This is a genomic window from Neorhizobium sp. P12A, from assembly GCF_008365395.1.
Lineage (GTDB): Bacteria > Pseudomonadota > Alphaproteobacteria > Rhizobiales > Rhizobiaceae > Rhizobium.
Window position 1 is genome coordinate 35,076 of record NZ_QOVX01000020.1, and the last position, 16,289, is coordinate 51,364.

Here is a 16,289-nt window from a genome sequence, read left to right on the forward strand (position 1 = left end):
CGGCATATGACAGTTTGGCGACAGTGCCGCGCCTATTTGCGACTCATGTAATTGAAATTATTGCTAAATTAATGACGCTTAAATATACGCGCCTTGTTTTCTAATGAATATTAGCTTCAGGAAGCCTAAATTCGCGAGCAGCGTCGCCGAGCTCGATGGAACAGAAAATTCACCGAAAGGTTGCTCAAAAAACGAAAAAGCGCGACCCCTAGAGGTCGCGCTTTTCACAACTGTCTGCGATCGGAGTCGGCTTAGGCGAGCTTGGCAGCGATCTTGGCGACGTGGGCGCCCTGGAACTTGGCGGCTTCGAGTTCAATCTCGGAAGGCTGACGCGAGCCGTCGCCGTTGGTGATCGTGGAAGCACCGTAGGGCGAGCCGCCCTTGACTTCCTCGGTGCCCATCTGGCCCTGGAAAGCGTAGGGAAGGCCGACAACAGCCATGCCGTGATGCAGGAAGGTCGGGATGAAGGTCAGGATCGTCGATTCCTGGCCGCCGTGCTGGGTGGCCGAAGACGTGAAGACAGAGCCGACCTTGCCGACGAGCTTGCCGCCGAACCACAGGCCACCTGTCTGATCCCAGAAATTGCGCATCTGCGAAGCAACGGTGCCGAAGCGGGTGCCGGCGCCGACGATGATGGCGTCGTAGTCAGCGAGTTCGTCAGGCGTTGCGATCGGTGCTTCCTGGTCCATCTTGTAATAGGAAGCCTTGGCGACCTCTTCCGGAACCAGTTCCGGCACGCGCTTGACGACGACTTCCGCGCCGGTCGACTTTGCACCTTCGGCAACGGCGTAAGCCATCTTTTCGATGTGACCGTAAGCGGAATAGTAAAGTACGAGAACCTTAGCCATTTTCTGCGTTTCCTTCGTTTGAGGTGATGACGGCGCCGGAGCCGGCGGACCGGAGAGAAGCCGTTTGATGAAATCGAAAAGCATGCCCGATGCCTTGCAACGTGTTGAGTTGGCAAAGAGGTAAACCACTGCGCCGGGGCCTGCCAGTCGCGACCTTAGAGACGGACTGTTCAATCTTTATGTACGACCCTCCGGGTTGCATTCACTTTTCTGCGCCGAATAGGACGCACTTCCCGTCTTGTCGAATTGCTATAAATTCGACAACAAAACATCAGAGAAGGTACTGCCTGCATGACCCACCAGATCGTTACCGCCGCCATGCTCGCCATCGGCGACGAACTCCTGTCCGGCCGCACCAAGGACAAAAACATCGGCCATCTCGCCGACATGCTGACCATGTCGGGCATCGATCTCAAGGAAGTGCGCATTGTCGCCGATGAGGAAGATGCCATCGTCGCGGCACTGAATGCCCTGCGCGGCACTTATGATTATGTCTTCACCTCGGGCGGTATCGGCCCGACCCATGACGACATCACCGCCGATGCCATTTCCAAGGCTTTCGGCGTGCCTTGCGAACATGACGCGGCAGCGATGAAGCTGATGGCCGAGATGTATGCCCGGCGGGAAATGGAATTCACAGAAGCCCGCCAGCGCATGGCGCGGATGCCTGTTGGCGCCACCCATATCGCCAATCCGGTCTCGACGGCGCCGGGCTTCGTCATCGGCAATGTGTATGTCATGGCCGGCGTGCCGCAGGTTTTCCAGGCGATGCTCGACAATGTGATCCCGACGCTGAAGACGGGCACGCGGATGCTTTCGACCGCAATTTCCTGCCCCTTCGGAGAAGGAGAGATCGGCTCGCCGCTGGCAGCAATCCAGAAGACACATCCGGACACCAGCATCGGATCCTATCCGCGCTATGTCGGCCAAACCTTCTCGACCGAAATCGTGGTGCGCGCGCGCCAGCAGGCGTCACTCGACGCTGCCGCCGAAGAGGTACGAGCGATGATCGAGACCATCCGACAGGCGAAAGCCGAGGGAAATCAGTCTACTGAAGCAGCAAAATCCTGATCCGCTTCAAGCGGATCAGGGAACCGCGGATATGTTCAAAGCATTGTCAGACGTGCAGAATATCAATTTCCAGCTTAGATTTTCACAGGAGCCCGCGTCATGTCCTACAAGACCATACTGGCCATCCTCGATACATCGGATAACGCCGGTGTCGCCATCGATTTTGCACTTGCGCTAGCCGCCGAACACGACGCCCATGTCATCGGCCTGCATGCGGAAATCATTTCAGCCGTTCCGCTCGTCGCGCCGATGGAAATCCCCGATCCGGTCGCCGTACAGGCGCTTCAGGACATGGCCCATACGGAATCGCAGCAGATCAAGGAGACCTTCAACAACAAGGCGCATGCCAACGGCGTCTCCTTTGAATGGCGCAGCTTTGCAAGCTCGGTGGGCTATGCCTCGCAGCCGCTTCTGGAAAGTGCGCGGAGTTCTGATCTCATCGTTGCCGTTCAGCCCGACCCGGCGAGCCCTTCCGACGCCCACGTGGATGTCGAGAGCTTCCTGTTCGAAAGCGGCAGGCCTGTTCTGATGATCCCCTATATCTTCAAGCAGCCCAAGCCGATCAAGCGCGTGCTGATTGCCTGGAACGGATCGAAGGAAGCCGCACGGGCGACATTCGACGCCATGCCATTCCTGGAAGCTGCCGATGCGGTTGAGATTTTCTCGGTCGACCCGGTCGAAACCAATGGCGAGACGCCCCTCCTGACCGGTACCGAGATTGCCGCGACGCTGACGCGTCACGGTATAAAGGTAACGCTGGTGACCGCCTCGAGCGCGGACAAGAGCGCCTCGCACGTGATCGAGAATCGCCTTTCCGACAGCAGCATCGATCTGCTGGTCATGGGCGCCTACACGCATTCCAGGCTGTGGCAGATGATCTTCGGCGGCACGACGAAGACGCTTCTGCAGTCGATGACGGCGCTTACACTACTCTCTCGCTAAAGCGACCGAGGCTGCATGCGGGAGGTCGCGGCTCTTGCCTTTTTGCCGCAAATCCCGCTAATAGCAGCGACCAATGACAGAACTCCCGCTTCGGGACCCGTTCGCGCAGCTCCCACTGCGCGAATTGCGTTTATAGGTCTTCGGTCCGCCCGTACGGGATCTGTCGAGGAGCGCCGGTTTGTCGGCGCAATATTGTCCTTGCCTTGCGGAGCCCGAACGCCATGTCCCTCCCCGATAAAGCCTTTCCCGTATCCTGGGATCAGTTCCACCGTGACGCCCGCGCGCTTGCCTGGCGTCTTTCCGGCCTCAATCGCGAATTCAAGGCTATCGTCTGCATCACCCGTGGCGGTCTGGTGCCGGCTGCGATCGTTTCTCGCGAACTGAATATCCGACTGATCGAGACCGTCTGCATCGCCTCCTACCATGATTATGCCAACCAGGGCGAAATGAGCCTGCTCAAGGGAATCAATCCGGAGCTTGCGGCCAATGGCGGCGAGGGAATATTGGTGCTCGATGACCTCACCGACACGGGAAAAACCGCGCTCGAAGTTCGCGCCATGCTGCCGAAGGCGCATTTCGCCTGCGTCTATGCCAAGCCGAAGGGCGTGCCGACGATCGACACGTTCATCACCGAGGTCAGCCAGGATACCTGGATCTATTTTCCCTGGGACATGGGCTTCACCTACCAGGAGCCGATCTCCAAGGGTCATCGCGGCTGATTCTGCTGCTGCATCACTTGTTTTTGAAGGGGCACATCAATCGTGTGCCCCTTTTTTCTTATGGACACAAGATCTTGGTGGCCCACGCTCTTGCAGCGACACATTAACATTTTCTAATAAATCTATGGCCACGCGGTGATTCCGGAAGGAAACGTGATCGATGCTATTGCGCGAACATTCGAATCAGATGTCGTCCTATGTGGTCACCGTCTTACCGACAGGTAATACCGGCAGATTTGCCATGCATCTCGCCTTTGTAGCCGGAAGCGAACAGAATATCCAATTAGATCATGGAGCTATACGCAAATTCGAGCGAATCGCTGGAAGCGGTGGCACGTTGGCGGTCTCTATGTCCGCGACCTTTTGGCAACACTAAGAATCTTGTCGCCTGCACGCTACCTAAAGGTTGCTCGGCGTGAGTATTCAGCTACCTGATGTGGTAAGTTTCTTGCTCAAAGGCTTGAATCTCAGGGGTTCTCGGTGTTTCCCCCATTTTCCACAGCCGGAGCCACCATATGTTGTGGTTAACAATCCGACAAAAACCAGCCCTTGACGGAATCAGGTGTTTCAAACTTAATAGCAAAACGTTGCGGCGGCGACCGGACCAGTGTTGAACACGAGGCCGGTTCTCACTCGAAATCGAATTTGGAAATCAGAGTGATAGACCGGAAACGGCGGCGCTCCGGGGGGATTTCTGTCGGCTTCGATCGCTTTCCAAAAACGGTATTTGGGGACTGGCGGAAAGAAGCTGTTAATACTATATTTAGTGTTTGCAGCCACCATCACCACAAGATACAGGGACACCATCTTCGGATGACACTTCCTGTCGAAGCGGATTGAACACTGGCTGCGCGCTGATACCGCGACGCTGGACGGGGAAACTTGCGCCTTGGTCACGGGGACGGGGCGCACCAAACAGAGGTAAAGGGACCATGCGGATAGAACGTCGTTTCACCAAGGCCGGCCAAGGCGCTTATGCGGACATAGAATTCCGCAAGGCGACGAGCGAGATCAAGAACCCTGATGGGTCGATCGTCTTCCGCCTCGAGAACATCGATGTTCCCGCGCAGTTCTCCCAGGTTGCCGCTGATATCCTGGCCCAGAAGTATTTCCGCAAGGCCGGCGTACCGACCAAGCTGAAGAAGGTCGAGGAAAACGATGTTCCTTCCTTCCTGTGGCGCTCGGTTCCCGATGAAGCCGCGATGAAGGGCATGCCGAAGGAAGAGCAGACCGGTTCCGAAACCGATGCTCGCCAAGTCTTCGACCGCCTCGCCGGCACCTGGACCTACTGGGGCTGGAAGGGTGGCTATTTCTCGTCCGAAGAAGATGCGAGCGCCTTCAAGGACGAGCTTGCCTATATGCTCGCCACCCAGCGCGTTGCCCCGAATTCCCCGCAGTGGTTCAACACCGGCATGTATTGGGCCTACGGCATCGATGGCCCCGGCCAGGGCCACTTCTATGTCGACCCCTTCACCGGCAAGATCACCAAGTCGAAGTCGGCCTACGAGCATCCGCAGCCGCATGCCTGCTTCATCCAGTCGGTCGAGGACGATCTCGTCAATGAAGGCGGCATCATGGACCTCTGGGTCCGCGAAGCCCGCCTCTTCAAATACGGCTCCGGCACCGGCTCCAACTTCTCCATGCTGCGCGGCGAAGGCGAGAAGCTTTCGGGCGGCGGCCGTTCTTCCGGCCTGATGAGCTTTCTGAAGATCGGCGACCGCGCTGCCGGCGCCATCAAGTCGGGCGGCACGACCCGCCGCGCGGCCAAGATGGTCGTCGTCGATATTGACCATCCTGACATCGAGGAATACATCAACTGGAAGGTCAAGGAAGAGCAGAAGGTCGCTGCCCTCGTCACCGGCTCCAAGGTCGTCTCCAAGCACCTGAAGTCGATCATGAAGGCTGCCGTCAATTGCGAGGGTGATGGCGAAGATTGCTTCGACCCGAACAAGAACCCTGCCCTGAAGCGCGAAATCCGCGCCGCCAAGAAGGATCAGGTTCCGGAAAACTACATCCAGCGCGTCATCCAGTTCGCCCGTCAGGGCTACAAGGACATGCAGTTCAAGACCTACGACACGGACTGGGATTCGGAAGCCTATCTCACTGTTTCGGGCCAGAACTCCAACAACTCCGTTTCGATCAAGGACGACTTCCTGCGCGCCGTCGAGAACGACCTCGACTGGCAGCTGACCGCCCGCAAGGACGGCCGCGTCATGAAGACGCTCAAGGCTCGCGACCTCTGGGAGCAGATCTCCTACGCCGCATGGGCATCGGCAGACCCGGGCCTGCACTTCAACACCACGATGAACGACTGGCACACGTCACCGGCCGGCGGCCCGATCCGCGGCTCTAACCCGTGCTCGGAATATATGTTCCTCGACGACACCGCCTGCAATCTCGCTTCGCTGAACCTGCTTCAGTTCAAGGACAAGGCGACGAAGCGCATCAACATTGCCGATTACGAACATGCCGTCCGCCTCTGGACCGTCGTGCTCGAAATCTCGGTGATGATGGCGCAGTTCCCGTCGAAGCGCATCGCCGAACTCTCCTACGAATACCGCACGCTCGGCCTCGGCTACGCCAATATCGGCGGTCTCCTGATGTCGTCGGGCATTCCCTATGACAGCGCCGAAGGCCGCGCCATTGCCGGCTCGCTGACGGCGATCATGACCGGCATATGCTATGCAACGTCGGCGGAAATGGCGTCCGAGCTCGGCCCCTTCCCGAGCTTTGCCCCGAACCGCGAAAGCATGCTGCGCGTCATGCGCAACCATCGCCGCGCCGCCTATGGCGAGACCTCGGGCTATGAAGCCCTGTCGGTCAACCCGGTCGCACTGATCCATTCGGAAAACCCGGACCAGGATCTGGCCGCCCATGCCAAGAGCGCCTGGGACAAGGCAATCGAGCTCGGCGAAAAGCATGGCTACCGCAACGCGCAGGTCTCGGTCATCGCACCGACTGGCACGATCGGCCTCGTCATGGATTGCGACACGACCGGCATCGAGCCCGACTTCGCGCTTGTCAAATTCAAGAAGCTCGCCGGCGGCGGCTACTTCAAGATCATCAACCGCGCCGTTCCGGAAGCGCTGCGCACGCTCGGCTATTCCGAAAGCCAGATCGCCGAGATCGAAGCCTATGCAGTCGGCCATGGCAACCTGAACCAGGCACCGGCCGTCAACCCCGGCTCGCTGCGCGCAAAGGGCTTTACCGACGAGAAGGTAGAAGCCGTCAACGGCGCGCTGAAGCAGGCCTTTGATATCAAGTTCGTCTTCAACCAGTGGACGCTCGGCGCCGACTTCCTGAAGGGCACGCTTGGTGTCACCGACGAACAGCTCGGCGACATGAGCTTCAACCTGCTCGACCACATGGGCTTCTCCAAGAAGGAGATCGAGGCCGCAAACATCCATGTCTGCGGTGCGATGACGCTGGAAGGCGCCCCCTTCCTGAAGAACGAGCACCTCGCCGTCTTTGATTGCGCCAACCCCTGCGGCAAGATCGGCAAGCGTTATCTCTCGGTCGAAAGCCACATCCGCATGATGGCGGCTGCTCAGCCCTTCATCTCGGGTGCGATCTCCAAGACAATCAACATGCCGAGCGAAGCCACGGTCGAGGATTGCAAGAGCGCCTACATGCTCTCCTGGAAGCTCGGTCTGAAGGCAAACGCGCTCTATCGTGATGGCTCCAAGCTGTCGCAGCCGCTGAATTCCTCGCTGATCGAAGACGAGGACGACGAGGATGCACTTGAAGAACTGCTGGCACAGCCAGCAGCGGCCCAGGCCGCTACCGTCACGGAGAAAATCATCGAGCGCGTGATCGAGAAGGTCGTGCGCAGCCAGGAAAAGCTTCCCGGTCGCCGCAAGGGTTATACCCAGAAGGCCAAGATTGGCGGACACACCATCTTCCTGCGCACCGGCGAATATGACGACGGTCGCCTCGGCGAAATCTTCCTCGACATGAACAAGGAAGGTTCCGCACTTCGCGCCTTCATCAACAACTTCGCGATCTCCGTCTCGCTCGGCCTGCAGTATGGCGTGCCACTCGAGGAATATGTCGACGCCTTCACCTTCACCAAGTTCGAGCCGGCAGGCATCGTGACAGGCAACGACGCGATCAAGAATGCGACGTCGATCCTCGACTACGTCTTCCGTGAACTGGCGATCTCCTATCTCGGCCGTCACGATCTCGCCCATGTCGATACGTCTGATTTCAACAACACGGCCCTTGGCCGCGGCGTATCGGAAGGCAAGGCAGACGTCGTCTCCAAGGGCCTGACCCGCGGCTACAAGCCGACGCTCGTGTCCGGCACCGGCGGCGAGCGCCAGGCCTCCGAGGTCAAGGGTTCGGCCTCGGCCACCCCTGCCCGCGCAGCATCGGGCGCAACGGTCACCGCAATCTCGGGCAACACCGTGCGCAAGCTGGAAACCGTAGCAGTCGCCTCGACCTCCGAAGTCGTCGCCTTCAAGCGCGATTACGAGGAGCGCGCCAAGGAACTGGCCGAGGAGATCGCCGAAGAAGTCGTCAGCGAAGGCCTGTTCTCGGACGCTGCCGCAGAAGAAGCTGCAACGGCCAAGTCGGACGCCAAGAAGCTGGAATCCGAACGCCGCGCACGCTCGATCATGCAGGGCTATACCGGCAATATGTGCACCGAATGCCAGAACTTCACGATGGTCCGCAATGGAACCTGCGAGAAGTGCGACACTTGCGGTGCGACGAGTGGGTGCAGCTAAGTAGATCCATTGAAAATCGAAATGAAAGGGCACCTTTATGGTGCCCTTTTTCTTTTTTGACTTAATAAAAATCCCAAATACAACCGAATACAACTATTAAGTTGCATCATAATCTTATTGCAATTGTGGCGATCTTATTCTATCCTGAACACGTTTTGCGGGGTGATTTAATGTTCCTAAGTTGCAAAGATGCCAATGGCGATAAATGGGAAATATATCTAGAAAGAGATGGATGGCGATGGTCCAGAAAAGCCTCCAACGGACGGCTGGTGGGAGCGTCACCCCAAGCCTATGCTGATCGATACAGCTGTATCGAGAATGCACGGCGAAACGGAATGCAGGCAGTTCCAACATAGTATTATTATGTTCTTAGCTGATAACTAATAGCATATTTGGTAATCACGGTGAAATACTAGATCGTGACTTCCCGCCCCAACACAAACGCTACCACCTTCTCGGATGACGTCCCGCATGACTCCAGCGCGTTCCGTCCGTCGTCCAGCCCATAGGGGTTGAAGCTGACGATATCGCTGCCCGAGAGACCCTGGGCGGAGAGCCAGATGCGCTTGCGGTCCGGCGACCGCTTGACGGTCGCGCCCCAGCGGTGACCGTTGAAATTGCCTTCGGAATACTCTGGCAACATGTCCACAGAATGCCAGAACTTCACGATGGTCCAAAATGGAACCTGCGGGAAGTGCGGCACTTGCGGTGCGACGAGTGGGTGCAGCTGAGTAGATCCATCGAAAAATCATCTGAACTGAGAAAACGGACCAAGTACTGGCCAAATCAACAAAAAACGGGTGATTTCCGGCCAAACCGGATGCCAAAACTGGCCAACGGTTAATTCGAGAGCAAACACATGAATTTCCAGGCGGTTTTTCCGCCTGGAAATGCCGCGGGGAACAAATAGTGAAACAAGCGGACGAGTTGGAATCAATTTCGACTTCCACCAATCGAATTTCGGACCACGGCTAATGACGGATGCAAGTGAAATAACGCAAGCGAAGCCATAGCCGCATCCTATGCATCGACGGTGGGGCAGCACGAGACGGAAAGCTGATCTGAGAGGAGACTGGGAATGACGATCGAACATCTCGCCGGTGCCTGGAAGCTTCTCGGAATGGAGCTGGATACCGGATGGAAGGTCGTGGGGACGGTTGGATGGGATCCGGCGACGGGCCTTGGCAGCGACCACTACAATGGAACCGGGGGCAATTTTTCAGTTCCCTACGTGGTCGAGAAGGAAGGCCAGCGCGCGTTCCTGAAGGCCATAGACCTGACGTCGGCAATGCGATCGACGGACGTCCTGGAGGAACTGCGTCAAATCACATCGGCACATAGCTTCGAGGCCCGGATCTTAAAGATTTGCGAGGGTGAGCGGATGGAAAACCGTCGGTGATGACCATGGCTGTATCGGCCTTCACAAGGTGGGAAGACTCCTGCCCGCCTCGTATAAGATAGTCCGGCAGCTCGTGACGGCGGGGCATCTGCCAACGGTGCAACGAAGGCATGCGGTTCAAAGGTGCATAAGAACGGTCGTTGAACCGGATGCCTTGATGAAATTCAAGGCCGAGTTTGCCTCGCTTGGCAATCTCGAAACCGAGCTTGGCACAAGGACATGGAGCCTGAAGCGAAGACTTGACAACGCGGGAATTTTCCCGGTCTTCGAGGCTGCGGGCATGCCGTATTATCGCCGGGCGGATGCCGCGCGGCTTTAGTGTAAGTTCATTTGAAATAGCTTTGATGGCCGGGTTCGCAGCCCGGCCTTTCTTTTGGGCGGCATCGTTGGCCAGTTTTGGCGTCCGGTTTGGCCAAAAGTGGATCCGGAAATTGTATTGGGCGTCAGAAAATCAAAGTATTACGGGCGGTATGGCCAGTACTAGGTCCGTTTTTTCATGAACGAAAGGGCGCCTCAACGGTGCCCTTTCTTTTTGGGCGGAGGCAGTGCGTTCAAAAATCGATTGCGCCCGAAAAGCTATCAAGTTACCTTCACAACCGATTGCATAACGCAATCAGTCTAGCGATGCTTTGGGAGGCAGCTGATATGGCGAAATTCGTTTTCGAACTGAATCAATCACTCGATGGCTATGTCGATCATCAGCTCCTGCCGGGCGATCCCACGCTCTTTTTGCACTTCACGGAGCGGATGCGTGGCATGGCCGGCCTCGTTTATGGTCGCCGCATGTATGAGGACATGCGTTATTGGGATGAGGATCGGGCTGAGTGGGGCGCGAAGGAACAAGCCTATGCAGAAGCATGGCGGCGCCAGCCGAAATGGGTCGTCTCGCGTTCCCTGACATCAGTCGGCCCGAACGCTACCCTTGTCAAAGAAGAGATCGAGGCAACGATGCGTGCGCTCAAGGCCCGGGTCGACGGAGAAATTGGGATCGCCGGACCGGAGCTGGCGGCGAGCCTGACCGAGCTTGGTCTCATTGACGAATATCAGCCCTATATCCATCCTGCCGTGCTCGGTCGCGGCAAACCATATTTCGCTGCTGCCCGATCGCTGCTGCGCTTGACCGCCAGCGAGAGGATTGGCGAGAGCGTCATCAGGCTGACCTACGTTCCGGCGTGATCGCTGGATGGCCGACAAACCCTACGTCGCGATTTGCCATCCCAACACAAACGCCACCACCTTCTCAGATGACATCTCGCATGGCTTCAGCGCGTGCCGCCCATCTTCCAGCCCATAGAGGTTGAAGCTGACGATATCGCTGCCCGAGAAATCCTCGGCGAAGAGCCAGATGCGCTTTAGATCAGGTGATCGCTTGATGGTCGCACCCCAGCGGCGGCCGTTGAAATCGCCTTCGGAATAGCCCGTGGGGATGGCAGCGAGCGCCTTCAGGAAGGCTTCCTCGTCATGGGCGATCAAAGCGGTCGTATCCTCGGACTTTGTCATGCGAGGCTGCCCCATCGGCCGGTTGGTTGTCATAGTGGAGGGAGATACCGGTAGTACCCTCGCCGGGAGCCGGGTGGCTGGGTACCGCCAGTCTCATTCGTTGGAGCCACGACAATGTCGAAACAACTTCGGCTAGTTGACCGTTTCCAAACGCGCTGTCCGCGTCCTGTAGGCGTGCATCAGCATGATCCCCTGCTCGAGCAGAAGCTCGGCTGCCCTGAGATCGCGCTGTGAAAGATCGTTGGCGCAGCCGCGGATGGTACATGCGATCGCCATTGAATTGGCCGCGAACCGCGCATCTCCGCCTTCCTCGGCCTCTCCGGCGACCGTTTCCAGGGACTCGGCGACGACCATCATCATGTTGGCCCGTTCGTTCAGGCTCATTTCCGTCAGGGTCTTGGACATTCCGTGCATAGCATCTCCTTCGCGCGCAAATCTGTCAGCAGCGAAAAGGCTGCACAAGCGCGGTCATAATGGGTGGAAGAGGTTGGAATATGTCAGAGCACTAATGTGGAAGCATATAACCAGTCTCGCAACCGGCTTTGCATGCAATTGCAGCAGGTCTGCACCGATCGTCTTGCAAGGCTTCGACGGCGATTGCCAGGACCACCTCCGTTCCCTGAAGTCAGCGAATATCCGCACCCCCTGCCTTTCCGGCAGCACAAGGCGCCCCAAATTAACAACAGGGACGCGCCGCCGCGATGACGGTATTCGCGATGCGAAGTTCGCGCTCTCAACCAGGAGAGGACACGTTTATGACCGCGCCGCATCCATCGAAAACCCATCTCGGCACTCACGCCCTTCATCCCGAGACGCAGATGCTGAACTACGGATATGATCCCGAACTCTCCGAGGGTGCGGTCAAGCCGCCGGTCTTTCTGACGTCGACCTTCGTCTTCAAGTCGGCCGAGGACGGCCGCGACTTCTTCGACTATGTCTCCGGCCGCAAAGAGCCGCCCCAGGGCAAGGGCGCAGGCCTCGTCTATTCGCGCTTCAACCATCCAAACAGCGAGATCGTCGAGGACCGCCTGGCGGTCTACGAGCGTACGGAAAGCTGCGTGCTGTTCTCGTCAGGCATGTCGGCGATCGCGACGACGCTTCTGGCCTTTGTCAGGCCGGGGGATGCGGTGCTGCATTCGCAGCCGCTCTATGGCGGCACTGAAACGCTGCTGGCAAAGACCTTTCTTAATCTCGGCGTCTCTGCGGTTGGTTTTGCGGATGGCGTCAGCGAGACATCGGTGAAGGCGGCCGCGGAGGAAGCCATGGGCAAGGGCCGTGTCTCGGTCATCCTGGTCGAAACGCCGGCGAACCCGACCAACAGCCTCGTCGATGTCGCGATGATCCGCCGGATTGCGGACCTGATCGCAGAACGGCAGGGCCATATGCCCATCATCGCATGTGACAACACGCTGCTTGGGCCGGTGTTCCAACGGCCGATCGAGCATGGCGCCGATATCTCGCTCTACTCCTTGACGAAGTATGTCGGCGGCCACTCGGATCTGATCGCCGGGGCAGCCCTTGGCCGCAAGGCCGTCATGAAGCAGGTCAAGGCGCTCAGAGGCGCGATCGGCACGCAGCTCGATCCGCATTCCTGCTGGATGCTTGGACGATCGCTGGAAACGCTGCAGATACGCATGGAACGCGCAAACAGCAATGCCAAGGCCGTGGCGGATTTCCTGCGCGCGCATCCCAAGGTCGAAAAGATCCATTACCTTTCTTACAGCGACCCGGAATCTCCGACGGGACGCACCTTTGCGGCCCAGTGCAGCGGCGCCGGCTCGACGTTCTCCTTCGACATCCGGGGTGGCCAGGCCGCCTCATTCAAGTTCCTCAATGCGCTCAAAATCTTCAAGCTCGCCGTCAGCCTGGGAGGAACGGAATCGCTCGCCTCCCATCCGGCGACAACGACGCATTCGGGCGTGCCGGTCGAGGTGAGAGAACGCATCGGAGTACTCGAATCGACGATCCGCCTATCGATCGGCATCGAGCATCCCGACGACCTGATTGCCGATCTGAAACTGTCATTGGACGAAGCATAGAAACCGGTTGCACTGGCCGCTGAACGGCGGAACGGTGACCACTTGTATTACATTTTGCTAAGAACCACATGATGCTCCTGCTCACCTCCTAGGGCGAGCTCATCAGGAGCAAAGCTATGGGATACATTGATAAGGAAATTCCGCGTCCTTCCGACGCGGTCTTGATAGACACCTATTCTCAGACGATCGCGGACGTGGTCGATCTGGTGGGACCGACCGTCAGCCGCATCGAGCGGATCGACGGTCGTCCGGGGCACGGATCAGGATTTGCGATCTCTCCGGACGGACTGATAATAACCAACAACCACGTCGTGGAAGACTCCAAGGCAGTTCGCATCCGCACCGCCAACGGCAGCGTCGGAGATGGCGTCGTCCTTGGCCGGGATCCGGACACCGACATCGCGCTCATCCGCGCGAACATGGATGTCCAAGCCTGGGCGCGTCTCGGGGATTCGAAGGGTCTGCGCCGCGGCCACATCGCTGTCGCCATCGGCAACCCGCTCGGCTTCGACTGGTCCGTCACGACGGGCGTCGTCTCTGCGTTGGGCCGATCCATGCGCGCATCGAACGGCCGGCTGATCGATGACGTGATCCAGACGGATGCCGCGCTTAACCCTGGCAATTCCGGTGGCCCCCTCGTCTCGTCGCGAGGCGAGGTCGTCGGCGTCAATACGGCCGTTATCATGGGTGCCCAGGGCATCGCATTTGCCGTGGCGTCGAACACGGCCAATTTCGTCGTGTCCGAAATCCTGCGGTTCGGCCAGGTCAGGCGTGCGTTCATCGGCATTGCCGGCGATACTGTTGCCCTGCCCCGTCGCGTCGCGCTGCTGGCCGGGGTCGTTCAGTCGGCGACAGTCCGGATCCGGCGCGTCGATCCCGGAAGCCCGGCGGCGAACGGCGGCTTGAAGGAAGGCGACTTTGTCATCGCCGTGGACAAGCTTCCGGTCGCAGGCGTGGACGACCTGATCCGGCATCTCGACGCGTCACGCATCGGCCGGATGGTTGCCCTTACGGTCTATGACGTCGAAGGCAACCTGGTCACCCGATACATCGAGCCGGTCTCACGACCGGCCTGATCGGGGGTTGTGTCTAGGCCTGGCAGCCCCTGTCTGACCGGGTTAGATGTCTACTACTATGTCGGCCTGGGGCTGCGAACAGCAGATCAGCAGGTTTCCAGTCGCGGGTGGATCGAGTGGATCGGGCGCGTAGTTCACCGTGCCCGAGATCAGCCCGCTCTCGCAATTGTGGCAAACGCCGCTGCGGCAGGACCAGCGCACCGGCACGTCACAGGCCTCCGCCAATTCCAGAATGCTCTGATACACCGAGCCATTCCAGTGCGCGGCGATCCCGCTGCGCGCAAAGGAGACGAGTGGGCCGGTGTTCGCGTCGTTGTCGGGGAGATGGGGCGGGCGCGTCGCAGCGCCACTAATGCCCGGCGTCAGCGCTTCGTTTCCGTCAAAGATTTCAAGGTGAATGCGGGCGGGCGGAACTCTAAGATCTGTCAGCGCCGCCTTCATCTCCGACATGAAACGTGTCGGTCCGCAGAGATAGAAATCCCCGTTGCGCGGCAGGTCGAGCTCTTTCAGGACCGACGGCGACACGCGACCCACGGCATCGAAGTCCTCGCCGGCTTTCTCGTCCTCTCCAGGCTTGCTGTGATAAATGATACTGCGGCCATGCGGCAGGTCTTGGATGAGCCGGCGGACCTCCCCGGCAAAGGGATGATGCTGTCGATCACGAGCTCCATGGACCCACACAACCCGCCTTGTTGATTTCGCGCTCGCCAGCTCATGCAGCATTGCAAGAACGGGCGTTGCTCCGATACCCGCGCTGACCAGGACTACCGGCCCCTCGCCGGGCTGCAAAAAGAAGCTGCCGCGCGGCATGCTGACGTCAAGACCATCGCCTACCCCGACATGATCCTTCACATAGGTTCCGGCTGCTCCATCAGGCTCGATCTTCACGCTGATGCGATACCGCTTTGCGGAAGGGGAGGCAGAGAGAGAATAACTGCGATAGAGCAACGATCCGCCACCCACCCCCTGAAGACGCAGGACGACATACTGGCCCGGCAGCGCCATCTGCAAAGGTTCGTCATTCGCGCTCGTCATCGTCAGCGAAAGCACATCTGCAGATTCCTGATTGACTGCCGTCACCGTCAGTCGCCGAAATCCGGATTTGACGGGACGTGCCGCAACCGCCGGCACAAGGCCGGCATTGCCCCCTTCCGAAGGAGAGGATTCGCTCTGCAACAATGCCTCGAACGAGCCACGCCAGCCCGGCGAAAGCGCCTCAAGCGCCATTGCCCGCTCCAGCTGGTCGCGCGGGTGATTGGGCGAATAGAGCAGCGCGTTTATCTGCTCCACGGTCATTCCGTCTTTCGCCTGTCCCACCTTTACGATTTCGTCGCCGGCGCCGACCGTTCCTTCCTGCAGCACTCGAAAGTAAAAGCCGGGTCGTCCGCTGCCTGTCAGCAACGCCGGCATTCTGGGTTCGTCCGTGCGTATGCCGACACGATAACAGGTGACGCGAGGCTGGGTGACTTCGAAGAGCGCGCTTCCGATCTGATAGCGATCTCCAATGCAGACTTCGCTATCGGGCAATCCTTCGATGGTGAAGTTCTCGCCAAACTGCCCATGCACGAAGTCGGTTCGCTTCAGCTGCTCCTGCCAATGCCGATAGGATTCGATCTGGTAGACGAAAACGGCGCGATAGATGCCTCCATGACCGCCGAGGTCGCCCTGCCCGTCTCCATCAAGGTTCAGCTTGGCCACCCGGCAGCGGCCGGTGACGGGCGTTTTCCATATTCCCGTGTGGACCGTGCGGCCCTTCCACTGGATGTCACGCGGGAGTCCAACGTTCACCGATAGTAGTCGAGCCATGGTACCTTGCCCTTTTGCTGGCAATATCACCGCCGCCGAAAAAGACGTTCGACGTATAGCAATCTTTTCAGCAGCGGTTCTGGAAGAAGAAAACGGCCAATTGCTCCAGGAGATAGCGGACCCTGTTGCCACGACAGTCCCACTGCTCGAACTCCGCCATGA

Annotated in this window: 14 protein-coding genes; 9 read left to right on the forward strand and 5 right to left on the reverse strand. The window is 58.6% G+C overall.

The window, feature by feature from the left end:
* Nucleotides 1–251: 251 nt before the first annotated feature.
* Nucleotides 252–848, reverse strand: a complete 597-nt coding sequence (wrbA, locus tag DTW90_RS30570; protein WP_132516583.1) for an NAD(P)H:quinone oxidoreductase type IV — start codon at nucleotides 846–848, stop codon at nucleotides 252–254.
* A 291-nt stretch (nucleotides 849–1,139) separates the two neighbouring features.
* Here wrbA and DTW90_RS30575 point away from each other — a divergent pair, with 291 nt between their 5' ends.
* The 4 genes from DTW90_RS30575 to DTW90_RS30590 all read left to right on the forward strand — a co-directional run bounded on the left by DTW90_RS30575 (nucleotide 1,140) and on the right by DTW90_RS30590 (nucleotide 8,307).
* On the forward strand, nucleotides 1,140–1,919 hold the full coding sequence (locus DTW90_RS30575) for a competence/damage-inducible protein A (protein ID WP_149343311.1): 780 nt from the start codon (nucleotides 1,140–1,142) through the stop codon (nucleotides 1,917–1,919).
* A 99-nt stretch (nucleotides 1,920–2,018) separates the two neighbouring features.
* Nucleotides 2,019–2,861, forward strand: coding sequence for a universal stress protein (locus tag DTW90_RS30580; RefSeq protein WP_132516587.1), 843 nt, complete (start codon nucleotides 2,019–2,021; stop codon nucleotides 2,859–2,861).
* 221 nt (nucleotides 2,862–3,082) lie between these two features.
* Nucleotides 3,083–3,580, forward strand: coding sequence for a xanthine phosphoribosyltransferase (gpt, locus tag DTW90_RS30585; RefSeq protein WP_132516589.1), 498 nt, complete (start codon nucleotides 3,083–3,085; stop codon nucleotides 3,578–3,580).
* A 932-nt stretch (nucleotides 3,581–4,512) separates the two neighbouring features.
* The gene (locus DTW90_RS30590) at nucleotides 4,513–8,307 is read left to right on the forward strand and encodes a vitamin B12-dependent ribonucleotide reductase (protein WP_149343313.1); all 3,795 of its coding nucleotides are present in this window, start codon (nucleotides 4,513–4,515) and stop codon (nucleotides 8,305–8,307) included.
* A gap of 412 nt (nucleotides 8,308–8,719) precedes the next feature.
* Here the strand turns inward: DTW90_RS30590 and DTW90_RS30600 are convergent, their stop codons facing one another.
* Entirely contained in the window at nucleotides 8,720–8,950 is a 231-nt protein-coding gene (locus DTW90_RS30600) for a hypothetical protein (RefSeq protein WP_245512555.1), read from the reverse strand.
* A 435-nt stretch (nucleotides 8,951–9,385) separates the two neighbouring features.
* Here DTW90_RS30600 and DTW90_RS30605 point away from each other — a divergent pair, with 435 nt between their 5' ends.
* The 3 genes from DTW90_RS30605 (at nucleotide 9,386) to DTW90_RS30610 (ending at nucleotide 10,882) form a co-directional block, all read left to right on the forward strand.
* A complete protein-coding gene (locus DTW90_RS30605) occupies nucleotides 9,386–9,706 on the forward strand; it encodes a hypothetical protein (RefSeq protein ID WP_149343317.1) in 321 nt (106 codons plus the stop codon).
* 157 nt (nucleotides 9,707–9,863) lie between these two features.
* On the forward strand, nucleotides 9,864–10,025 hold the full coding sequence (locus DTW90_RS37335; RefSeq protein ID WP_188080107.1) for a hypothetical protein: 162 nt from the start codon (nucleotides 9,864–9,866) through the stop codon (nucleotides 10,023–10,025).
* 326 nt (nucleotides 10,026–10,351) lie between these two features.
* Complete coding sequence (locus DTW90_RS30610) at nucleotides 10,352–10,882, forward strand: dihydrofolate reductase family protein (protein ID WP_149343318.1); 531 nt, start codon at nucleotides 10,352–10,354, stop codon at nucleotides 10,880–10,882.
* 21 nt (nucleotides 10,883–10,903) lie between these two features.
* Here the strand turns inward: DTW90_RS30610 and DTW90_RS30615 are convergent, their stop codons facing one another.
* Nucleotides 10,904–11,206 (reverse strand): hypothetical protein, encoded by a 303-nt coding sequence (locus DTW90_RS30615; protein ID WP_132516597.1) that lies wholly within the window; start codon nucleotides 11,204–11,206, stop codon nucleotides 10,904–10,906.
* Between the two features lie 132 nt (nucleotides 11,207–11,338).
* Nucleotides 11,339–11,620 carry a hypothetical protein gene (locus DTW90_RS30620; protein WP_132516599.1) on the reverse strand — a complete coding sequence of 94 codons (282 nt, stop codon included), beginning with the start codon at nucleotides 11,618–11,620 and terminating at the stop codon, nucleotides 11,339–11,341.
* Nucleotides 11,621–11,961: 341 nt separating this feature from the next.
* Between DTW90_RS30620 and DTW90_RS30625 the strand changes: the two genes are divergently transcribed.
* Both DTW90_RS30625 and DTW90_RS30630 read left to right on the forward strand, forming a co-directional pair.
* Nucleotides 11,962–13,245: a cystathionine gamma-synthase family protein gene (locus DTW90_RS30625; protein ID WP_132516601.1), complete on the forward strand. Its 1,284-nt coding sequence runs from the start codon at nucleotides 11,962–11,964 to the stop codon at nucleotides 13,243–13,245.
* A 116-nt stretch (nucleotides 13,246–13,361) separates the two neighbouring features.
* Nucleotides 13,362–14,321, forward strand: coding sequence for a trypsin-like peptidase domain-containing protein (locus tag DTW90_RS30630; RefSeq protein WP_149343320.1), 960 nt, complete (start codon nucleotides 13,362–13,364; stop codon nucleotides 14,319–14,321).
* A gap of 42 nt (nucleotides 14,322–14,363) precedes the next feature.
* On the opposite strand, the gene DTW90_RS30635 is transcribed toward DTW90_RS30630, so the two are convergent.
* Complete coding sequence (locus DTW90_RS30635) at nucleotides 14,364–16,127, reverse strand: MOSC and FAD-binding oxidoreductase domain-containing protein (protein ID WP_149343322.1); 1,764 nt, start codon at nucleotides 16,125–16,127, stop codon at nucleotides 14,364–14,366.
* Nucleotides 16,128–16,289 lie beyond the last annotated feature (162 nt).